Source organism: Streptomyces sp. NBC_00443 (assembly GCF_036014175.1).
Lineage (GTDB): Bacteria > Actinomycetota > Actinomycetes > Streptomycetales > Streptomycetaceae > Streptomyces.
In genome coordinates, this window is record NZ_CP107917.1 from 3,834,523 (window position 1) to 3,855,261 (window position 20,739).

General features: G+C 69.7%; 22 protein-coding genes. 9 read left to right on the top strand and 13 right to left on the bottom strand.

The window, feature by feature from the left end; all coding sequences use genetic code 11:
• Positions 1-14: 14 nt before the first annotated feature.
• Positions 15-374: an NADH-quinone oxidoreductase subunit A gene (locus OHO27_RS17010; RefSeq protein ID WP_030950624.1), complete on the bottom strand. Its 360-nt coding sequence runs from the start codon at positions 372-374 to the stop codon at positions 15-17.
• Between the two features lie 713 nt (positions 375-1,087).
• On the opposite strand from OHO27_RS17010, the gene OHO27_RS17015 reads away from it, so the two are divergent.
• Positions 1,088-1,921, top strand: a complete 834-nt coding sequence (locus OHO27_RS17015) for a C40 family peptidase (RefSeq protein WP_328424790.1) — start codon at positions 1,088-1,090, stop codon at positions 1,919-1,921.
• Between the two features lie 88 nt (positions 1,922-2,009).
• Here the strand turns inward: OHO27_RS17015 and OHO27_RS17020 are convergent, their stop codons facing one another.
• Entirely contained in the window at positions 2,010-3,836 is a 1,827-nt protein-coding gene (locus tag OHO27_RS17020) for a hydroxysqualene dehydroxylase (RefSeq protein ID WP_328424792.1), read from the bottom strand.
• 116 nt (positions 3,837-3,952) lie between these two features.
• Between OHO27_RS17020 and def the strand changes: the two genes are divergently transcribed.
• Complete coding sequence (gene def / locus OHO27_RS17025; protein ID WP_328424794.1) at positions 3,953-4,582, top strand: peptide deformylase; 630 nt, start codon at positions 3,953-3,955, stop codon at positions 4,580-4,582.
• Between the two features lie 216 nt (positions 4,583-4,798).
• On the opposite strand, the gene OHO27_RS17030 is transcribed toward def, so the two are convergent.
• Positions 4,799-6,097, bottom strand: coding sequence for a geranylgeranyl reductase family protein (locus tag OHO27_RS17030; protein WP_328430464.1), 1,299 nt, complete (start codon positions 6,095-6,097; stop codon positions 4,799-4,801).
• A 107-nt stretch (positions 6,098-6,204) separates the two neighbouring features.
• On the opposite strand from OHO27_RS17030, the gene OHO27_RS17035 reads away from it, so the two are divergent.
• Both OHO27_RS17035 and OHO27_RS17040 read left to right on the top strand, forming a co-directional pair.
• The gene (locus OHO27_RS17035; protein WP_328424796.1) at positions 6,205-6,711 is read left to right on the top strand and encodes a GNAT family N-acetyltransferase; all 507 of its coding nucleotides are present in this window, start codon (positions 6,205-6,207) and stop codon (positions 6,709-6,711) included.
• Positions 6,712-6,865: 154 nt separating this feature from the next.
• Positions 6,866-7,177: a PASTA domain-containing protein gene (locus OHO27_RS17040; protein WP_328424798.1), complete on the top strand. Its 312-nt coding sequence runs from the start codon at positions 6,866-6,868 to the stop codon at positions 7,175-7,177.
• Here the strand turns inward: OHO27_RS17040 and OHO27_RS17045 are convergent.
• From OHO27_RS17045 to OHO27_RS17060, 4 genes are read right to left on the bottom strand one after another with little or no spacing between them, the layout of a single operon-like run.
• Positions 7,164-7,859 (bottom strand): demethylmenaquinone methyltransferase, encoded by a 696-nt coding sequence (locus tag OHO27_RS17045; RefSeq protein WP_328424800.1) that lies wholly within the window; start codon positions 7,857-7,859, stop codon positions 7,164-7,166. The genes OHO27_RS17040 and OHO27_RS17045 overlap by 14 nt on opposite strands.
• 48 nt (positions 7,860-7,907) lie before the next feature.
• Positions 7,908-9,029 (bottom strand): acyltransferase family protein, encoded by a 1,122-nt coding sequence (locus OHO27_RS17050; protein ID WP_443059553.1) that lies wholly within the window; start codon positions 9,027-9,029, stop codon positions 7,908-7,910.
• A gap of 1 nt (position 9,030) precedes the next feature.
• Complete coding sequence (locus OHO27_RS17055) at positions 9,031-11,349, bottom strand: bifunctional polysaccharide deacetylase/glycosyltransferase family 2 protein (protein ID WP_328424802.1); 2,319 nt, start codon at positions 11,347-11,349, stop codon at positions 9,031-9,033.
• Between the two features lie 19 nt (positions 11,350-11,368).
• The gene (locus OHO27_RS17060) at positions 11,369-11,797 is read right to left on the bottom strand and encodes a hypothetical protein (RefSeq protein ID WP_328424804.1); all 429 of its coding nucleotides are present in this window, start codon (positions 11,795-11,797) and stop codon (positions 11,369-11,371) included.
• Positions 11,798-11,929: 132 nt separating this feature from the next.
• Between OHO27_RS17060 and OHO27_RS17065 the strand changes: the two genes are divergently transcribed.
• Positions 11,930-12,982 (top strand): chitinase, encoded by a 1,053-nt coding sequence (locus OHO27_RS17065; RefSeq protein WP_328424806.1) that lies wholly within the window; start codon positions 11,930-11,932, stop codon positions 12,980-12,982.
• On the opposite strand, the gene OHO27_RS17070 is transcribed toward OHO27_RS17065, so the two are convergent.
• The 5 genes from OHO27_RS17070 to OHO27_RS17090 all read right to left on the bottom strand — a co-directional run bounded on the left by OHO27_RS17070 (position 12,983) and on the right by OHO27_RS17090 (position 18,136).
• Entirely contained in the window at positions 12,983-13,429 is a 447-nt protein-coding gene (locus tag OHO27_RS17070; protein WP_328424807.1) for an imidazolonepropionase-like domain-containing protein, read from the bottom strand.
• A gap of 17 nt (positions 13,430-13,446) precedes the next feature.
• Entirely contained in the window at positions 13,447-14,646 is a 1,200-nt protein-coding gene (gene mqnC, locus OHO27_RS17075; protein WP_328424808.1) for a cyclic dehypoxanthinyl futalosine synthase, read from the bottom strand.
• A 92-nt stretch (positions 14,647-14,738) separates the two neighbouring features.
• Entirely contained in the window at positions 14,739-15,470 is a 732-nt protein-coding gene (locus OHO27_RS17080; protein WP_328424810.1) for a prepilin peptidase, read from the bottom strand.
• Positions 15,471-15,510: 40 nt separating this feature from the next.
• Positions 15,511-17,211 (bottom strand): serine/threonine-protein kinase, encoded by a 1,701-nt coding sequence (locus OHO27_RS17085; RefSeq protein WP_328424812.1) that lies wholly within the window; start codon positions 17,209-17,211, stop codon positions 15,511-15,513.
• A 76-nt stretch (positions 17,212-17,287) separates the two neighbouring features.
• On the bottom strand, positions 17,288-18,136 hold the full coding sequence (locus tag OHO27_RS17090) for a menaquinone biosynthetic enzyme MqnA/MqnD family protein (protein ID WP_328424814.1): 849 nt from the start codon (positions 18,134-18,136) through the stop codon (positions 17,288-17,290).
• Positions 18,137-18,458: 322 nt separating this feature from the next.
• On the opposite strand from OHO27_RS17090, the gene OHO27_RS17095 reads away from it, so the two are divergent.
• A complete protein-coding gene (locus tag OHO27_RS17095) occupies positions 18,459-18,662 on the top strand; it encodes a cold-shock protein (RefSeq protein ID WP_003992177.1) in 204 nt (67 codons plus the stop codon).
• A gap of 140 nt (positions 18,663-18,802) precedes the next feature.
• Here OHO27_RS17095 and OHO27_RS17100 read toward each other — a convergent pair whose 3' ends face one another.
• Positions 18,803-19,351 carry a helix-turn-helix domain-containing protein gene (locus tag OHO27_RS17100; protein ID WP_328424816.1) on the bottom strand — a complete coding sequence of 183 codons (549 nt, stop codon included), beginning with the start codon at positions 19,349-19,351 and terminating at the stop codon, positions 18,803-18,805.
• 105 nt (positions 19,352-19,456) lie between these two features.
• On the opposite strand from OHO27_RS17100, the gene OHO27_RS17105 reads away from it, so the two are divergent.
• Genes OHO27_RS17105 through OHO27_RS17115 form a run of 3 tightly spaced genes read left to right on the top strand, consistent with a single transcriptional unit; the run spans position 19,457 to position 20,737 of the window.
• A complete protein-coding gene (locus tag OHO27_RS17105) occupies positions 19,457-20,149 on the top strand; it encodes an AzlC family ABC transporter permease (protein ID WP_328424818.1) in 693 nt (230 codons plus the stop codon).
• Complete coding sequence (locus OHO27_RS17110) at positions 20,146-20,469, top strand: AzlD domain-containing protein (RefSeq protein ID WP_328424820.1); 324 nt, start codon at positions 20,146-20,148, stop codon at positions 20,467-20,469. The genes OHO27_RS17105 and OHO27_RS17110 overlap by 4 nt, the downstream gene beginning before the upstream one ends.
• Before the next feature lie 25 nt (positions 20,470-20,494).
• A complete protein-coding gene (locus OHO27_RS17115; protein ID WP_328424822.1) occupies positions 20,495-20,737 on the top strand; it encodes a hypothetical protein in 243 nt (80 codons plus the stop codon).
• Positions 20,738-20,739 lie beyond the last annotated feature (2 nt).

The window sequence follows — 20,739 nt, forward strand, 5'->3', positions numbered from 1 at the left end:
TCGTTAAAGGCCCCTCAGTCCCATTCCAGCCCGCCGCGCCGCCATACGTACGCGTACGCGACGAAGACGGTGAGCACGAAGAGCAGCATCTCCACGAGCCCGAAAATCCCCAGGGAGTCGAAGGTGACGGCCCAGGGGTAGAGGAAGACGATCTCGATATCGAAGATGATGAAGAGCATCGCCGTCAGGTAGTACTTGATCGGGAAGCGCCCGCCGCCGGCCGGCGTGGGGGTCGGCTCGATACCGCACTCGTAGGCTTCGAGCTTGGCCCGGTTGTACCGCTTCGGACCGATCAGCGTGGCCATGACCACGGAGAAGATCGCAAAGCCTGCCCCGAGGGCTCCCAGTACGAGGATGGGCGCATAGGCGTTCACCGCTCCTCGCTCCTCTCAGTCGGCACTGACTGCTGGCGGTTGCACTGGGCTCACATCCACCTCACCGGTCCCACAAGCCCCGCTCGTCCCGGCGAAGATCGAGAACATGTGAAGCAGGTCACAAGCCCAACTGCCTCGCATCCTATGCCTGCCGCTCTGTGATCTGCGACACGGGGTATTACACAAGCTTTGTGATCTCCACCACCTGACGAAGGATCATGAAGCCGGATGAGCGGTGATCTTCGCACGAGAAGCGTCCGAGTGATCACCAGAGGTGACATTTTCGCTCGTCGCCGCAGCTCGGAGGGGTCGTCTTAATATCAAGAGACTTCTCTTGCATGCAAATTGGTGATGGACCGGATGTCTTGATAGAGGACCGCGTTCACACTTCAGAGGGAGCCGCGGAGGGAGGTGTGGACGCGTGCACGCATTCACGAGCGTCGGCGGGCGCGATCCGGGCACAGGACGCGCACGAGGCCGTGACCGTTGCGTGACCTCTGCCACATGATGAGAGGGGCCTGAGAACCGGGCTTGGCCACCGGCCTCAACAAGTGGTAAGCGATGGGCAATTCGGACTTAATGATGAAAGACCGTGATCACGGGCTGAGTGATACGCGTCCGCAATGTCCGTTACGGCGTCAATAAAGCGCGTCGCGCCGGTAATTTGGGGCCGCCATTGAACAACTGTGGCGCAGCACACGTTTCTTGTAGGTATGGAGGAGCCCCTGATACCGGTTGTTCTCATGTCCCACACCGCTCACATACGCAGCCACCGGAAACCCCGCCGCAGCGCGACGACGACCATCGCGATGCGCGCCGGAGTTACCGGTGGCGTCCTCAGCATGGCAGCGGCTGGCGCTGCGGCTACGGCGAACGCCGCCGAGCCGGTGACGCAGACCATCGAACTGCCCGCCCTCACGGGCGACCTGGCGAACCAGCTCGCCCAGTCCGCGGACGCCACTCAGCTGGCGGCAGCGAACTACGAGCTCGACGCCGAGCGTGACGCGGCCGCCGCCGCGGCGGCCAAGGAAGCCAAGAAGGACCTCGCGGAGGCCAAGAAGAAGGCCGAGGCGAAGAAGAAGGCCGAGGAGGCCCGCCGGGCCGCCGCAGAGGCCGCCGCCTCGCGCAGCGCCGAGCGGACCACCCTGTCCGCTTCCGCTTCCACGAGCACGGACGTGTCCGCTCCTGCCAGTGGCAGCGTCGGGACGGTCGTCTCCTTCCTCAAGGCCCAGCTGGGAGACGCGTACGTCATGGGCGCCACCGGCCCCAGCGCGTGGGACTGCTCCAGCCTGGTCCAGGCCGCGTTCAAGCAGGTCGGTGTCGACCTGCCGCGGGTCTCGCAGGACCAGTCGATGGTCGGCACCGACGTGTCGCTGTCGAACGTTCAGGTCGGCGACATCCTGTACTGGGGCGGCAAGGGCTCCGCGTACCACGTGGGCGTCTACATCGGAGACGGCCAGTACCTGGACGCGGCCAACCCGTCCAAGGGCGTCGTCATCCAGGACCTGTCCGGGTACCCGGCGTCGGGTGCGGTGCGCGTCCTCTGAGTCGGATCCGAGTCGCGTGCGAGTCGCATCCGGCTCGCAGAGATCAACGTAAGGGCCGCAGCCGCTCGGGGGCAGCGGCCCTTACGCCTCATCCGAGGTCGAAGGTGTTGGGCAGCCCCAGCCTGTAACGCACTTCGTCGACCCGCTTCAGCGGCTCCAGCTCCGGGGGCCGGTAGAGCCCCCAGGTCCGGCAGTGCTCGGCGTCCGAATCATCCGCTTTCAGGAGGGCGTTGACGGCCAGGCGGGCCGATTCGTTGGCGCCCTCCATCGACGCCAGGTCCACATCGGTGCGGACGTAGTCGCCCGCGAGGAAGAAGTTCGGGACCTCTGTGCGGGCCGTGGGGCGGTTGTAGAGGGTGCCCGTGGGGTGGATGAGGAGCTGTTCGCGGTTCTGCGGGTCCGGGCCGCCCAGGCCCGTCACCGCCGGGTCCATGAACCAGCCGAGGCGGTCCTCGTCCCGCAGCGTGGTCTTGCCGGCGTCGTTGAGGCCGTCCTTGAGCTGAGCCCAGAGTTCGGCGACGACCTCCTCCTTGGTGCACTCCTTGGCCGTCTTGCCGTACAGGATGCCCGGCTTGTCCCACTCCGAGATGATCGCGGAGAGGCAGTCGTGCGCGCTCCCGTCGCCGTAGTCGCGGGAGAAGTCCCGGCCGTCCCAGAACTGCGCCTGGCCGACGCCGGTCACCGCCCACGGTGAGTCGAGGCAGTTGATGTGGCCGTGCACGACGGGAGTGGGCGTGCGCAGGTAGAACATCACGCCGGTCATCCAGTCCGTCTGCAGCGCGTCGCACCGGGCGAGCTGAGGGTCGGCCGCGCGCAGGGCCGGGCCCCACGTCCCGCGGGCGTGCTCGACGGGCAGGGCGGAGATGTAGTGGTCGGCGGTGACGGTGCGGTCGTCGCCGCCGTCGCGGGCCGAGACGCGGACGCCGGTCACCCGGCCGCCGTCGTAGCGGACCTCGCGGACCTGGGTGCCCAGGGCGAAGTCGACTCCCAGGGAGCGCAGGTGGGCCTCCCAGGGGTCGATCCAGGCCTCGCTGGTGGGTGCGTTGAGCACGCGGTCGATGTCGGCGTCGCCGTCCATGCCGCGGCCGAGCAGACCCCACAGGAGCAGGGCCTCGATGATGACGCGCCCGACGGTCCGGGTGGACGCCACCTCCGCGCGCGTGGCGACGAGGTTGCGGGTCTGGCCGATGCCGAGGAGCGTCCGGTACTCCTCGCTCATCTCCTCGGCGCGGATGAAGTCCCACCAGGCGACCTTCTCCCAGACCTCCTCGCGGCGGGCGTCGCAGCTGGTGAGGTGGACCAGCAGGCGGTCGGCGAAGTAGGCCACCTCGTGGGCGGGGAGGCGGGTGCCGAGGTCCAGGACCGACAGGAGCTGGTCCCGGATCCAGCTGAGGGTGAGGTCGCCGGGGCGGGGTGGGGTGGTGCCGCGGCGGAGCGGGAAGTGCAGGTCGGGGCGGCCGTCGGCGCGGGCGAACAGGGCCTCGGTGCCGCTGACGAGGTTGTCGTGGACGCCGTGCGCGTTGCCGGGGACGGGGATGCGGCGCATGGTGTCCGGCAGGTTCCGGTAGAAGCCGGGGAAGAAGCGGAAGCCGTGCTCGGCGGGGAGGTCCGCGCGGCCACCGGCTGCCGTGCCCGGGACGGGCATCGAGCGGGCCTTGCCGCCGAGGGTGTCGTAGTACTCGTAGACGGTGACGGCGTAGCCGCGTTCAGCGAGTTCGTGGGCGGCGCTCAGACCGGAGACTCCGCCGCCCAGGACGGCGACGCGCCTTCCGGAAGCCGCCTTCGCTGTTCCCGCGGGCCATAAGGCGAGGGCGCCGGCCACTCCCCCGGTACCGGCCAGAAAGCGTCTGCGGGTGTGGCCGGATCGTGTGTGGCCTGTCAGCTCCTGGGGCTCCTGCGTGTGTTCTGTTGTCATGACTCCCGGAGGGTAGGGAGGGTCTGCGGAGGTCGGAAGCCTGATTCCCGGCCGACCACAGCATTCTCACAACCCGCAACAGCAGAAGGACAGAAGCCCGGAAAGGGAGAAAAGCGATGCCCAGCGTTTTTGTGCAAGGCAGGCCCGTCGACTCGTATCCGCCGCTCGCGCCCGAGGCCCGGCATGGGGCGGTGCGCAGGATCACCGAGATGGGTGAGGGGGTGTTGCACAAGCCGTGCCGGGACGTGACCGAGTTCGGGCCGGATCTCGCCGCGCTCATCGACGACATGTTCCTGACGATGTACATCGCCGACGGGGCCGGACTGGCGGCGAACCAAGTCGGTGTCGATTTGCGGCTGTTCGTGTACGACTGCCCGGACGACGACGGCGTCCGGCACGTCGGTCACATCGTCAACCCGGTACTGGAACCGCTCGACGCGGCCCACAGGAGGCTCCTCGACGACAGTGAGGGGTGTCTGTCGGTGCCGGGCGCGGTGATGGACGTACCCCGTCCGGACCGGGCCGTGGTGCGCGGGCTCGACAGGGACGGCGAGCCGATCGTGATCGAGGGCACGGGGTACTTCGCCCGTTGCCTCGCGCACGAGACCGATCACTGTGACGGGCAGGTCTATGTGGACCGGCTCTCCAGGCGGGACCGGAAGGAGGCGCTGCGGCAGGTGGCGGACCGGCGGGACGAGGTGCTCGCGCGCCGGGCCGCCAACATCGAGGCCCTCAGCAGGGCCTAGGCCGTGTCCGCAAAGTCCCGCCTGCCCCGGGACGCCTGGCACGCTCCCCCACTGCCTCAAGGGCGTGGGAGGTACCCCCACTCGCCGCACCGGGCGAAGCCCCGAGTACATCCAGTACAAGGGGCTCCGCCGGCACGCCGAGAGCACGCACCAGACGCCGCGGGGCCCGCCCTCCGGGCGGACGACGGGACTTTACGGACACGGCCTAGCCGCCCCTCAGGCCTTCGGTGCCACCTTGCTGAGGCCGTTGATGATGCGGTCCATCGCGTCGCCGCCGGTCGGGTCCGTGAGGTTCGCGAGCAGCTTCAGCGTGAACTTCATCAGCATGGGGTGCGTCAGGCCGCGCTGGGCCGCGATCTTCATGACCTTCGGGTTGCCGATGAGCTTCACGAAGGCGCGGCCCAGCGTGTAGTAGCCGCCGTAGGTGTCCTTCAGGACGCGCGGGTAGCGCTGGAGGGCCATTTCACGCCCCGCGGGAGTCGAGCGGGCGTGGGCCTGGACGATGACGTCGGCGGCGATCTGGCCGGACTCCATGGCGTAGGCGATGCCCTCGCCGTTGAAGGGGTTCACCAGGCCGCCGGCGTCGCCGACCAGGAGCAGGCCCTTGGTGTAGTGCGGTTGGCGGTTGAAGGCCATCGGGAGGGCGGCGCCGCGGATGGGGCCGGTCATCTTGTCCGGGGTGTAGCCCCACTCCTCCGGCATGGAGGCGCACCAGGCCTTCAGGACCTCGCGCCAGTCCAGTTCCTTGAAGGAGTCCGAGGTGTTGAGCACGCCCAGACCGACGTTGGACGTGCCGTCGCCCATGCCGAAGATCCAGCCGTAGCCGGGCAGGAGGCGGTCTTCACCGGGGCCACGGCGGTCCCACAGCTCCAGCCAGGACTCCAGGTAGTCGTCCTCGTGGCGGGGGCTTTCGAAATACGTCCGTACGGCCACGCCCATCGGGCGGTCCTCGCGGCGGTGCAGGCCCATCGCCAGGGACAGGCGCGTGGAGTTGCCGTCGGCGGCGACGACCAGAGGCGCGTGGAAGGTGACCTCGCGCTTCTCCTCGCCGAGCTTGGCGTGGACGCCGGTGATGCGGCCGGTGCGGTCGTCGATGATCGGGGCACCGACGTTGCAGCGCTCGTAGAGGCGGGCGCCGGCCTTCTGGGCCTGGCGGGCGAGTTGCTCGTCGAAGTCGTCGCGCTTACGGACGAGGCCGTAGTCGGGGAAGGAGGCGAGATCGGGCCAGTCCAGCTGGAGCCGCATGCCGCCGCCGATGATCCTCAGGCCCTTGTTGCGCAGCCAGCCCGCTTCCTCGGAGATGTCGATGCCCATGGCCACGAGCTGTTTGGTCGCGCGCGGGGTGAGGCCGTCGCCGCAGACCTTCTCCCTCGGGAACTCGGTCTTCTCCAGCAGCAGGACATCGAGGCCGGACCTGGCCAGGTGGTACGCCGTCGCAGAGCCGGCCGGCCCCGCGCCCACGACGATCACATCGGCGGTGTTCTCGGAGAGGAGCGAGGACTGGGGCTCGGGCACGACGGTCACGGCGGGATCTCCCCAAGTTCGACATCTGTGTGCCGACCGGCACTGGACATGGGCAGTCTATTCAGCAGCATTGATCAACCGGCTGAAGGGCTGCCTCCGTGAACCGAGCTCTCCCTGTCGTACAGCTCCGTGTCCCCACCGACGAGGACGCCGTCGCCTGGCACCGGATCTTCGCGCACCCGGATGTCATGGAGTTCCACGGCGGGAGGGCCGCGGAGTTGTCCGTCTACGAGGAGCTCACCGCCCGTCAGCGCCGGCACGACGCCGAGCGCGGGTACTGCCTGTGGACCGTCCTCGACGAGAATGAGCGGGTCGTCGGCTTCACCGGCGCCCAGCCGTGGGAGCGGGAGTGGGGTCCCAAGGACGAGATCGAGATCGGCTGGCGGCTCGGGCGGGAGCACTGGGGCAAGGGGTACGTCAGCGCGGCCGCACAGCTGACGCTGGACCGGGTGCGCGCGGCCGGGGTGCCGGGTGTGGTGGCGATGGTCGACGCCCGCAACGGGCGGTCGATCGCGGTGACGCGGCGGCTTGGGATGCGGCTCGCCGAGGTGTTCGCCACGCCGGACGCACGGCAGAAGGGGCACTGCTACCGGCTCGATCTGTGACCCGGGACTGCAGAGCTCGATTCCGGATTCATCACTCTGAGTAATGGACTGTTACAGAAAGGTACTTGACGCTTCCGGGCGGTACCCCCGGGCGGTTACCCTTCCAGTACCGCTGGGGGTGACATCTGTGCGCATAACACCCAAAACGCCCGAGGTGCGAGTACCGAAACTCGTCGGACTGATGGCCATGGACGCGCGCGAGGAAGCGAAGTCGCACGGTCTTCTCCTCAACGCACCGGACCGGCCGGACTTCCACCTGGTCGTCGTCGACTACGTCGTACGCCAGTACCCCCAGCCCGGTGCCGAGGTGCCGCGGGAGTCGATGGTCTACGTCTGGTTCGACTTCGGCGAGGGGGAGGGCGGCGGAGGCGTACGCGAGCCACGCATCCCACGGCCGCCCGGTGGCGGACTGCAGCGCGAGCTGGAGGAGCCCGGGGATCCGTACCCCGTCGTCAGCTCTGCTTGAAGCCCCGGTGCAGGGTCACGATCCCGCCCGTCAGGTTCCGCCAGGCGACCTTCGACCAGCCGGCCTTGCGCAGCCGCTCGGCGAGTGCGGGCTGGTCGGGCCAGGCGCGGATGGACTCGGCGAGGTAGACGTAGGCGTCGGGGTTCGAGGACACCGCGCGCGCCACCGGGGGCAGCGCGCGCATCAGGTACTCGGTGTAGACGGTGCGCAGGGGCGCCCAGGTCGGGTGCGAGAACTCGCAGATCACGACCCGGCCGCCGGGCCTCGTGACCCGGTACATCTCGCGCAGGGCGGTGTCGAAGTCCTGCACGTTGCGCAGCCCGAAGGAGATCGTCACGGCGTCGAAGGTGTCGTCCTTGAACGGCAGCTTCGTCGCGTCGCCCGCCGTGAACGGCAGCCAGGTGTGCTTGCGCTTGCCGACCTGGAGCATCCCGAGGGAGAAGTCGCAGGGGACGACGTACGCGCCGGTCTGCGCGAACGGCAGCGAGGAGGTGGCCGTACCGGCGGCCAGGTCCAGGATCTTCTGCGCCGGGCGGGCGTCGACGGCCCTGGCAACCTCCTTGCGCCATCTGCGGTCCTGGCCGAGCGACAGCACGTCGTTGGTCAGGTCGTACCGTTCCGCCACGTTGTCGAACATCGAAGCGACTTCGTGCGGCTGCTTGTCCAGGGATGCGCGGGTCACGGGCCCATTGTGGCAGTACGGCCGCACGCACCACGTGGCAGACCGGCCTCAGGGGAGCAGCTTCGGCTTCTTCTTCCCGGCCACGTCCTCCACCCAGCCGCACAGCAGGACGAACACCGCGATCAGGACCCAGCCGATGCCGAACATGAACCACTGGCTCTCCAGCGGCAGGTACTTCTCGAACGCGGGCACGTTCCAGAACCGGTCGATCAGCGGGACGGCGAGGATCAGGGCGATCTCGTGCCAGAGGTAGATCGTCACGGCACGGGCGTTGAAGACGGTGACGAGGCGGTCGAGGGGGCGGACCCGGGTCAGCCGGGCGAAGTCGATGCGGAAGTACTCCTTCGCGTACATCAGCAGCGTCACATAGCCCGCCGACCAGAACGCCTGGGCGAGAGGGATGTCGTCGAGGTCGTACGATCCCGTCTCGGCCTGGTGCGTGAAGGCGTACCAGCCGCCGTACGCGATCGCCGCGAGTGAGAGGACGGCGACGGCGAACGGCTTGAGGCGGCGCAGGACGCCGTCGCGGTGCGCGAAGCCGAGGATCCAGCAGAAGAGGAACGTGGCGAGGTCGGTGAGTGCGCTGCCGAACCGGTTGTCCGGGGGCTCCCACAGGAAGTGGACGACGAGGATCGGCGCCAGGGACAGGAGCAGGACGAACGCCGGGGCCAGGCGGAAGACGCGCAGCAGGAGCGGGGAGAGCAGGACGAACCAGAGGTACGTCCGCAGGTACCAGAGGATCTCCCAGGCCTGCTCGGCCCACGCGTTGCCCGGCGGGTCGCCGAGCGGGACGATCCAGTAGACGATCTGCCAGCCCGGCATCCAGTCGTGGATCAGCATCGCCACGACCACGAAGACGCCCCAGAACCAGAAGGGCGGCAGGAGCCGCCGCATCCGGCTGCGGACCACCTTGAGCGCCGGGCGCTCCAGGGACTTCGCCATCAGGGTGCCGGCCAGGGCGAACATGACTCCCATCGAGGGGAAGACCATGCCCGCCCAGGCCCAGCCGAAGGTGTGGTAGGTGACCACGCGGATGAGGGCGACGGCTCGGAGGGTGTCGAAGTAGCGGTCCCTGGCGGGAGGCTCGGGCCGCGGATCCAGGTGGGGATCACCGGTGTCCGTCGCAGCGGCAACCGGCGTGGCAAGCGCCCCTCTCCTGTGCGCCCCCACCTCAGCTCACCCCCGCCGGCGTTCCGACCTCGCCGGTGCGCTTCAGTTTCTGCCAGCGCAGGCGGCCGCCCGTCATGGCGGTGATGCAGGAGTGGATGAGGACGAGGTACATCATCTGCCGGTAGGCGAGTTGCTGGAGGGGCATCATCAGCAGGTAGCGGTACTGCTCGCGGTCCAGGCGGAAGGCGTACGCGGCGCAGACCAGCTGCACGGCGAGCACCGCCAGCCAGGCCAGCAGGGCCGCCTTGAAGTCGACGAAGATCATCGAGTAGACGGTGAAGACGTCGATGAGCGGCGCGAAGACCGGCGTGACGATCTGGAAGATGACGACGAGAGGCATGCCGACCCGGCCGAAGCGGCCCGAAGGCCCCTTGTCCGTCAGGGACTTGCGGTGCTTCCACAGCGCCTGCATCGTGCCGTAGGACCAGCGGTAGCGCTGCGACCACAGCTGCTTCAGCGAACCCGGCGCCTCCGTCCACGCGCGCGCGTGCTCCTGGTAGACGACCCGCCAGCCCGCGCGGTGCATGGCGATGGTGATGTCCGTGTCCTCGGCGAGCGTGTCCTCGCTCATGCCACCGACCTCCAGCACCGCCTCCCGGCGGAACGCGCCGATCGCGCCGGGGATGGTGGGCATGCAGCGCAGCAGGTCGTACATACGGCGGTCCAGGTTGAAGCCCATCACGTACTCGATGTGCTGCCAGGCGCCGATGACCGTTTTGCGGTTGCCGACCTTGGCGTTGCCGGCGACCGCGCCGACCCCGGGGTCGGCGAAGGGCTGCACCAGCTGCCGTACGGTGTCCGGCTCGAAGACCGTGTCGCCGTCCATCATCACGACGATGTCGTAACTGGCGCTGCGCACACCGTTGTTCAGCGCGGCCGGCTTGCCCGCGTTCTCCTGGCGGATGACGCGGACGTTGGTCATGCCGAGTTCGTGGGCCGCGTTCCGGGCGATCTCGGAGGTGCCGTCCGTCGAGCCGTCGTCGACCACGATGATCTCGATCGGATGGGTGCTCTTCGCCAGTGACTCAAGGGTGTTGGCGATGCACTCCTTCTCGTTGTAAGCCGGGACGATCACGCTCACCGGCTGATGGACAGCAGGCCCCCAGCTGAACCGGCGCTTGTTGCGCTGCCGGTAGTGGCGGCGGGCGAGGATCAGCATCATGCCGAACCGGCCCATGACGGCGACGCCGACGACGAGGAGGCCGACCGACAGGACCGGCACCGTCCATTCGGCGACGGCCACGGCCCCGATCAGGGCCTTGCCCTCGTACAGCGTCGCGCCGGTGGCCTCTCGGTGGGCGGCCTGGAGGCTCGAAGCCCCCGCACCGGCCTGCCCGTTCGACCCCTGCCGGGCCGTCTGGCCATCAGGCTGCTGCCCGCCTGTCCGAGCGCCACCCGCCTGAACTCCACCGGCCCCCGCCTGCTGACCGCCCGCCGACTCCTCCTCCTGGATGGCGCCGCTGATCGTCGTGAAGGTGTAGCCCTTCGCCTTCATCTTCTCGATGTACGTCGGCAGCGCCTTGATCGTCTGTGACCGCTCGCCTCCCGCGTCGTGGAAGAGGACGGACGCGCCCTCGCCGTCGTCCGGCGTCGCCCACTTGATGATCTTCGAGACGCCGGGCCGCTTCCAGTCGTCGCTGTCGGTGTCGACGAAGACGCTGGTGTAGCCCTGCTCGCCGAGCTTCTTGTAGACGGGCCAGCTGTAGTTGTCGATGGCGTCCGTCTCCGAGGAGTACGGCGCCCGGAAGAGCGTGGTCGTGATGCCGGCCGCGCCCGCGAGGGCCAGCTGGGTCTGCTGCATCTCGCGGTTGACGCGGGCGTCGCTCTGGTAGGAGAGGTCGACGTGGGTGAAGGTGTGGATGCCCACCTCGTTGCCCTGCTCGACCAGGTCCGCGACGATCCCCGGGTAGCGCGAGACCATCGAACCGACCAGGAAGAACGTGGCGGGGATGTCGTACTTCTTCAGGATCGCCAGCACTTGCGGCGTCCAGGTGGGGTTCGGACCGTCGTCGAAGGTGAGCGCGATCGTCTTGTCCGGGACGGAGACGGTGGTGGCCTGACCGCCCCGGAAGGTGAGGATCGGCCCGCCGTCGAGGACCTTGTCGGGGACCTGGCTGGAGCTGGCGCCGGTACGCACGCGCTGGTCGCCACCGACCTCGGCGCGCAGATAGCCGTCGAGCAGCATGACGCTGGTCAGCGCCAGCAGGAGCAGTCCGGCGAGGATGACGCGCGGTTTCTGCAGCGCCGCGGCCTTACCCGCCGCCCGCTGGATCCGCGTGGGGGCGCGGCGGCGGCCGCGTGAGGGAGTCGTCGTAGTCATGGGTGTGGGTGCGTTCCGGTCAGTCGGCGGCGGCCTGGGAGGCGGACACGGTCGGGGCGGCGCCGGGCGGCTCGCCGGTCGCGGTGCCCGTCGGCGGCGTGCCGGAGTGCTTCACGGGCGGGGTGCCGGTCCCGCCCTGCGGCCGGGCGCCACCGCCGGGACCGGAGTTCGGGGCACCGGCAGGGCCGCCGCGCCCGAAGGGCAGCAGTTGGGACGGCGTGAGTGAGGTGCCGACGTCCATGAAGGCCATGCCCAGGACGACCGCGTACCCGAGGCAGCCGACGCCGACCAGGAGGCCGAGGCGACGCAGCAGCTTGGAGCGGCGTCCGGAGTTGTCAACGAACACGGGCCCTTCGGCGGACCCGTTGCCGCGTTTGCGGCGGCGACCGCGGGCGTCACTGCGCCGGGGGACGTCCGCGCGGTTTTCGATGGCAGGCTCGGAATGCATTCCCCGGAGATTACGGAGGCTTTATGTGCCACAAACTCGCTCTCCATGTGAGGCGCATATGAGAAACGCCTTAACCTGTACGTTCCCTGAGAGTTTTCGGCAACGACCTCTCAGGGATGAGAGATTTCCAGCATGCAAACGTACTCAGGGAAATCGGCGGCCGGACTCATCTGCCTGCTCGCGCTGACCGCGGGGTGCTCCGCGGGCTCCGGCGGCGCGGCGGACGCGGCACCACCGACTCCTCAGCGGCCCAGCACCTCGTCCTCGGCAACGGCCTCCCCATCGGCCACCGGGACGGCCGCCGCGAGCACGTCGTACGCCCCCTACGTCAGCGCCACCGAAGCCTCCGACAACGACTCCGCCGGCTCCCCGGCGACGTACAACCTGGCTTTCGTCATCTCGGGCGGCAGTAACTGCACCCCGAAATGGAACGGCACCACCGCCCTTTCCGACTCGGCCGTCAAGTCCCGTATCTCGAAGCTCAAACAGGACGGCGCCACCGTCCGGGTCTCCTTCGGCGGCGCCTCCGGCAAGGAAATGGCGGCGAGTTGCGACAGCGCGTCCGAACTGGCGGCGGCGTACGGGAAGGCGCTGGACGCGGCGGGTTCCACCCAGGCCGACTTCGACATCGAGGGCGACGAGCTGACCGACTCCGACTCGGTGGACCTGCGTTCGCAGGCGATCGCCCTGTTGCAGCAGGAGCGCGGCGACCTCCGTGTCTCCTTCACGCTGCCGGTGATGCCCTCCGGCCTCGACGACGACGGTGTGGCGCTGCTGGAGTCCGCCAACCAGCACGACGTACAGGTCTCGACCGTCAACCTCATGACGATGAACTACGGCGAGTCGTACACCGGCGACATGGGCGCTTACGCCCTCACCTCCGCCAAAGCCGCCCACACGCAACTCAAGGAGCTCTTCGGCACGTCCGACGCGACCGCCTGGCGGGCCATGGCGCTCACCTCGATGCTCGGCGTCAACGACGTGGACAACGAGACGTTCACACTCGACGACGCGGCGCAGGTACGGGAGTTCGCCGAGGAGAAGGGGATCGGGTGGGTGTCGATGTGGGCGACGTTCCGGGACCAGCAGTGTGCGAAGGGGAGCTCCGGTGATGACGACGCGGCGACCAACTGCAGTGGGGTGAACCAGAGTTCGGGGGCGTTCGGAGAGGCGTTCGCGGGCTGATCAGCGTCGTCGGTGCACCAGGCGCCCCGCGCAGACCGTCGCGATGCAGGCGCCGGTCTCGTCGAGTACGGCGAGGTCGGCCCGGCCGGTCTGCCTGATGGCGGTCGGCTGGGCGCGCGGGAGAACCACGACGTCGTTCCGCTCGGCCGCGGCCCGCAGGTCCGGAGAGTCGACGTAATCCTCCAGGACCGCGACCGCGCCGAGTTTCAGTACCGCGTGGACACGCTCACGTGGCGACGGGGCGTCCGGGAGCGGGCCTTCGTGGACGCGCCCGGGGCCGAGGGTGCCGGGCCATCTGCGGACCCGGGCACCCGGAAACCGCCCACGCAGTTCCTCGAACGTCCCCACTGCGCCGATCCGGTCCCGCCCCACCAGGACGGCACCGTCCACGATCGGCTCCGAGTCCCAGGTGAACCGGACCTCGTCGGCCGTGTGAATGGTCTCCAACTCGCCCTCGGATCAGTTCAGTTGGATGCGAGGATCTTCAGCTCGGGATGCGCCGTGCCGCCCGCGATCGCCGTGGACGAGATGTGCGAGGCAACCCGCACGTCGACGGGGTCGTTCGCCGGGTCGTCGTGCACGACGAGGTGCTCGTACGTGGTCGCCCGCTGGGCCGGAACCCGCCCCGCCTTGCGGATCAGATCGATGATCTCCATCCGGTTGGAGCGGTGCTTGGCGCCGGCGGAGGAGACGACGTTCTCCTCCAGCATGATCGAGCCGAGATCGTCGGCGCCGTAGTGCAGCGACAGCTGGCCGATCTCCTTGCCGGTGGTCAGCCAGGACCCCTGGATGTGGGCGATGTTGTCCATGAACAGCCGCCCGATGGCGATCATCCGCAGATACTCGAAGATCGTGGCCTGCGTCCGGCCCTTCAGGTGGTTGTTCTCGGGCTGGTAGGTGTACGGGATGAAGGCCCGGAAGCCGCCCGTGCGGTCCTGGACGTCACGGATCATCCGCAGATGCTCGATCCGCTCGGCGTTCGTCTCGCCCGTGCCCATCAGCATGGTCGACGTGGACTCGACGCCCAGCCGGTGCGCGGCCTCCATGATCTCCAGCCAGCGCTCACCGCTCTCCTTCAGCGGGGCGATGGCCTTGCGCGGCCGCGCGGGCAGCAGCTCGGCGCCGGCACCGGCGAAGGAGTCGAGGCCGGCCTCGTGGATCCGGGTGATGGCCTCTTCGATGCTCACCTTGGAGATCCGGGCCATGTGCTCGACCTCGCTCGCCCCCAGGCTGTGGATGACGAGCTGCGGGAACTCCTTCTTGATGGCCGCGAAGTGCTTCTCGTAGTACTCCACGCCGAAGTCCGGGTGGTGACCGCCCTGGAACATGATCTGCGTACCGCCGAGTTCGACGGTCTCGGCGCAGCGCCGCAGGATGTCGTCGAGGTCACGGGTCCAGCCCTTGGCCGTGTCCTTGGGGGCGGCGTAGAAGGCGCAGAACTTGCACGCCGTGACGCACACGTTCGTGTAGTTGATGTTGCGCTCGATGATGTACGTCGCGATGTGCTCGGTGCCCGCGTACCTGCGGCGGCGTACGGCGTCGGCGGCGGCACCCAGCGCGTGCAGCGGGGCGTCGCGGTAGAGGTCGAGCGCCTCCTCTGGGGTGATCCGCCCGCCCGCTGCGGCACGGTCGAGCACAGACTGGAGGTCGGCCTTCTCGGTCACCGGGGCGTCCCTTTCGTCAAGGGTTGTGGGCGGATCCGTCCGGTTGTGGACGGACCGAACCAGCGTACGCCAGGCCCTTCACGGAACCGACGTCAGGCCGCGTACGCCCCGATCAGCAGCCCCACGAGCGCCCCGGCGAGCAGGAACGGCCCGAACGGGATCGCCGTCTTACGCCCGGCCCGCCGCAGAACGACCAGCCCAGCGCCGTACAGAGCTCCGAACAGGAACCCTGCGAAAGTGCCGAGCATGACCGTCGGCCAGCCGTACCACCCGAGCGCCGCCCCCACGCCGAGCGCGAGCTTCACATCGCCGAAGCCCATGCCGCCGGGGTTGATGAGCCACAGCACGAAGTAGCCGGCGCCGAGCGCGAGGGCGGCCCACAGGGCGGTCGACCAGTCACCGGCGTGCTCGGGGACGAGGGCGACCAGGCCGAGCAGCAGCAGGGCGGCGGCCGCGAGCGGCAGGGTCAGGACGTCGGGCAGCCGCCGCACCCGCACGTCGACGACCGTGAGCAGCACGCCGACGGGCGCCAGCAGCAGCCAGACGCCCAGCTCGGGCCGGGTGTCGGTGGCGGCGGCGACGGCGGCGCAGACGAGGGCGGTGACGGTGACCATGAGGGGCGTACTGGGCCCGTACGACGGCGCGTCGGTGCACTCCCGGCACCGGGCCCACCCGATCCAGCCCCCGATCGGGTGCCCGCCCGGACACCGCTCCATCCACCCCTGCTCCTCCGTGACGGAGAACCGATGGGCGGGCCGGGGCAGCAGCGTGCCCGCCGCGGCACCCCAGAGCGCGGCCACGACGACCAGGACGAGCGTGCTCACCCCCACGTGTTCAGCCCCCACGTGTTCAGCCCCAACGTGTTCAGCCCTGCTCGACCTTCGACAGCCGCGCCTCGGGCTTGCCCTCCGCGTCGCTCTCCGAGCGGAACACCAGGTCGTCGCCCGCCGGGGAGATCCGGACGGTGTGCGGTGCCGGGTTGCAGCCGCCGTGGTTGGTCTTCCGGCCCACGGACGTGACGACGAGTTCCTTGGCCGTCACCTTCTTCAGGGTCAGTACGTCGTTGCAGACGAGGCCGAGCACGTCCGTCTGCCGGAGTGTGCCCAACTCCTCGCCCACGTCGGCCTTGTGCACGGTGAGCCGGTAGGTGCCCGACGGCAGGGCGCCGTCCAGGGCGGTGGCCTGGCCCTCCCAGGTGCCGAGATAACGGGCGGGCACGGAACCCTCGACCCCGGTGGGTTTGCCCTTGCCCGGCGATGCGGACGAGGCGGCGTCGGAACCTGCGTTGTGGTCCTGCTCCCCGCCCGGCAACAGGTCGAACACGACCACGGACCCCACCGTCACCGCGGCCAGCGCCCCCGCCACCGCGAGCGCGACGGTGCAGCTCAGCCTCCGTCCACGGCCGCCCTCCCCCGGTGCCGAGGCCGCCGCGACGGAGAGGGAGAGCTTGCCGGGACGGCTGTCGGATGCGGATGCGGATGCCGGGGTCGCGTCCTGCGGCGGGGCGTCGCGGGGCTCGGGGACGGCGGCGGACGGCATGGACGCGCCCGCACCCCCTGCCCCCGGCATGACCGGCGGCGGCCCGAACTCCCCCACCGTCGCCTGCCGGCTGAAGCCCACCGGCCCCGACGGGACCTCGCCTGCCGGCAGGACGATCTCTCCCGGCTCCGCCGCCTCCAGGTTCAGCAGCCGCACGGCACTCCGGCTGACCTGCTCGACCAGCCCGCCCGGCAGCCACCCGCCCGTCACCAGCCGGGCCGCCCCTTCCGGAGCGAGTCGCCGGGCCACCTCACCCGGCGTGGGCCGGGCACCCGGCTCCTTGGCCAGGCATGCCTCCACCAGTTCCCGCATGTCGCCGTCCATCGGGCCGAGTTCGGGCTCCTCGTGCACGACCTTGTAGAGCAGCGCCGCCGACGAGTCCCCGGAGAACGGGGGCGCCCCGGTCGCCGCGTAGGCCAGTACCGCGCCCAGCGAGAAGACGTCCGCCGCCCCCGTGGCGCCCTTGCCCACGATCTGTTCGGGCGACATGTATCCGGGGGAGCCGACCGAGACGCCGGTGGACGTCAGGGACGCCGTGCCGTCCATGGCCCTCGCGATGCCGAAGTCGATCAGCAGGGGGCCGTCCAGTGTCAGCAGGACGTTCGACGGCTTCACGTCCCGGTGCACCAGCCCCAGTTCGTGCACGGCGACCAGCGCCTCGGCCAGCCCTGCCCCCAGCGCTCGTACCGAATGCGCGGGCAGCGCGCCCGCGTCCGCGACCGCGCCCGACAGTGAGGGACCCGCCGCGTAGGCCGTGGCCACCCACGGCACCGACGCCTGCGGATCCGCGTCCAGCACGGGCGCCGTCCACGCACCGCCCACCCGCCGCGCCGCGTCCACTTCCCGGCGGAAGCGGGCGCGGAACTCCTCGTCCAGCGCGAAGTGCGGATGCACGATCTTGACGGCGACCGTACGGCCACCCGCGCTGCGGCCGAGATACACCCGCCCCATGCCGCCGGAGCCGAGCCGGCCGAGCAGCCGGTACGGTCCGACGACCGTGGGCTCGTCAACTCCGAGCGGCTGCATCGGCGTCCACCCCTCCCCCGTACGGCCTAGTGCGGCCGTGGAACTTCCAGCAGATTAGTGCGCGCGGACCCCGCCCTCACGGCTGAAGCAGATCCACCTTCACATCCGCCGCAAAGCCCGTCGTCGGGCCCACCCGCCGCGCGAACTCCGCGACCGCCTCCAGCTGCGGGCCGCCGAAACGGAAGTCGAGGGTCGTGAAGTACCGCTCCAGGACCTGCTCGTCGAAGGCCTCCCAGCGGGCCGCCTGCTCGGCGACCTTGCCGACCTCGTCCAGGGAGAGGTTGCGGGACGAGAGGAAGGCCTCGTGGACCTGGCGGGTGATGGCCGGCTCGCGCTCCAGGTAGTCCCGGCGCGCCGCCCACACCGCGAAGACGAAGGGCAGGCCGGTCCACTCCTTCCAGAGCGAGCCGAGATCGTGCACCTCGAGGCCGTAGCGCGGGCCGTCGAGGAGGTTGGCCCGCAGCGCCGCGTCCCCGATGAGTACGGCCGCCTCCGCCTCCTGCATCATCAGGCTGAGGTCGGGCGGGCACGTGTAGTAGGCGGGCTGCACGCCGTAGCGCTCGGCGAGCAGCAGCTGGGCCAGCCGGACCGAGGTGCGCGAGGTCGAGCCGAGGGCGACCCGGGCGCCGTCCAGCCGGTCCAGCGGGACCTGCGAGACGATCACGCAGGACATCACCGGGCCGTCGCAGCCGACCGCGATGTCGGGGAAGGCGACCAGGTCGTCGGCGTTGCGCAGGAACTCCACGAGGGTGATCGGCCCGATGTCGAGGTCGCCCCGCACCAGCTGCTCGCTGAGCTTCTCGGGAGTGTCCTTGGTCAGCTCGAAGTCGAGGAGCGTGCCCGTTCTCGCGAGCCCCCAGTACAGGGGCAGGCAGTTCAGGAACTGGATGTGGCCTACGCGCGGCCGGGTGCGAGAATTGTCCACATCGCGAGACTAGACCCCATGGGGTAGCGTGCACCCTTCAGGGTGGCGACTCCCCGGTGACGCTCAGATCACCAACGCCTCCGTCAACCCCAACACGAGGGTTCAAACGTCCGGGTGACGTGATCTTGACCTCTATTGCTTTCGGTTGCCTGCGTGCTAGGCTCGCCGCAAGTTGCAGTTTGGTTTCCCTTGCAGTACAGAGCCTGCGGAGCATGTGACCGCGGGCTCTCGTCGTTTTCAGACGTATGCAGTTGTGCGGCATTTTGTTTTCACACTTGCAGGGTTCTGGAGCAGGGCAACCCTTTGGGCCCAAGGAGGGCTTATGGCTACCGGAACCGTGAAGTGGTTCAACGCCGAAAAGGGCTTTGGCTTCATCGCCCAGGAAGGCGGCGGCCCCGACGTCTTCGTTCACTACTCCGCGATCAATGCGAGCGGCTTCCGTTCGCTGGAGGAGAACCAGCAGGTCTCCTTCGACGTGACCCAGGGCCCGAAGGGCCCGCAGGCGGAGAACGTCACCCCCGTCTGATCAGTTCGATCAGTCTGATCATTCGGTCTCGGAGCCTGGTGCTTTGATCCGGAACAGATAGCAGTACCCAAGGAGCCCCGTGCCGCAAGGCAGCGGGGCTCCTGCCTTTCCCTCTCCTGCCTCTCCCTTCCCGCCGAGGGCTAGATGTGCTGCATGACCAGCACGAACGTCGTCCCGGGGGCGAGCGCCTCGTACGAGTGGGGCACATCCCCGCGATACGACATGTAGTCGCCGGGCTCCAGCTCGGCCTCGTCCCCCCGCGGCCCCGCCTTCACCCGCCCCGTGCTCACGATCAGATGCTCCACCGACCCCGGAATGTGCGGCTCCGACTCCCGGGCCGGGCCGGGTTCCGCGCGCAGGTGGTAGATATCCCGGCGAGCGCCGGGCGGACTGGCGGAGAGCAGCGTGGCCACGTAGTCCGCCCGCTCCGAGGCGACCGTGGGCCCCTCCCCCGCCCGGATCACCTGGACCGCCGGCGACGGCGGCTCCACCAGCACGCTGAACGGCACCCCGAGCGCGACCCCCAGCGCCCACAGCGTCTCCACGCTGGGATTCCCGCCGCCGGATTCCAGCTGGGAGAGCGTGGACTTCGCGATCCCGGCCCGTTTGGCCAGCTCGGACAGGGACAGCCCGGCCCGGGTGCGCTCACGCCGCAGCGAGGCGGCGATCCACGTCAGGGGCTCGCTCATCGGTTCACTTCCCGTCGTTCGCCATGCCGGTCCACTCGTTCGCCTTGACGAACGGGCCACTGCTTGTTCATTCTGGAAAACATGCGTTCGCTACTCCGAACACCGATGATGTCATCTCTTCCGCCGTCCGCGATGACGGCCCTGGTGCGCGACAGCGCCCTCATCTGGCTGGCCGGTGGTGTCGTGGGTGTCTCCTTCGGCGCGATCGCGGTGGCCGGCGGGCTGCCGGTGTGGGTGCCGGTGGTCATGTCCCTGGTCGTCTACGCGGGATCGGCCCAGTTCAGCGCGGTCGGCGTGCTGCTGGCCGGGGGCGGGCCGTTTGCCGCGGCGGCCACCGGGCTGCTCCTCAACACCCGCACGGCCGCCTTCAGTCTGGCCGTGGCGGACGTCCTCGGCCCGGGCCGCCTCGCCCGCCTCCTCGGCGCCCACCTCGTCTCCGACGAGACGGTGGCCTTCGCGCTCGCCCAGCCGGACCGGGTACGGCGCCGGGTGGCGTTCTGGGTGAACGGGCTCGGCCTGTTCGTCGCCTGGAACATCGGTGTCCTCGCCGGCGCGCTCGCCGGAACCGCATTGGGCGACACGGCGACGTACGGCCTGGACGCCGCCTTCCCCGCCGTACTGGTCGCACTGGTGCTGCCCACCCTGCGCAAGGACTCCGCCGTACGCCGTGCCGCGCTCCTCGGCGCCGCCCTCGCCCTGGCCGCGGTACCGGTCGTCCCGGCGGGGGTGCCGGTGCTGCTGGCGCTGGCGGGACTCGTCGCGTACCGCTCGTCCGGCAGGAAGGAAGGCGCGTCATGACCGGCACGACGGGAACGGTCGCCATGATCCTGGCGCTGGCGGTGGGGACGTACGCCTTCCGTCTGGTCGGCCCGGCGCTGCACGGGCGGGTCGCGCTCCCCGCGCGGGTCCAGGAGCTGCTGGCTGCGGGGGCGGTGGTGCTGCTCGTGGGGCTGCTGGCGACGGGGACGTTGACGGAGGGCGGCGGCTTCGCGGGGTGGGCGCGGCCGGCCGGGGTGCTGGTGGGCGGCGTGCTGGCGTGGCGGCGGGCGCCGTTCCCGGTGGTGGTGCTGGGAGCGGCGGTGGCCACCGCGGTGCTGCGGGCGGCAGGGGTGCCATGAGCCGGCTCCGTGGGAGAATCGCCAGGTGAACAACGGGGACGAGAACAACCACGGGGAAGACGGCGGCACTGCCGCCAACAACAAAGCGGCGATGGGCCTTTCGCTCGGCCTCTCCTTGGGCACGAGCATCGGCATCGTGCTCGGCCTGACCGTCTTCGACAACCTCGGGCTCGGGCTGGCGCTGGGGATGGCGCTGGGCATCGCCGTCGGCGCCGCGATCGGCGGTGGCCGGAAGCGGACGGGCGAGGCGCAGGACGGAGCCGAGTAGCC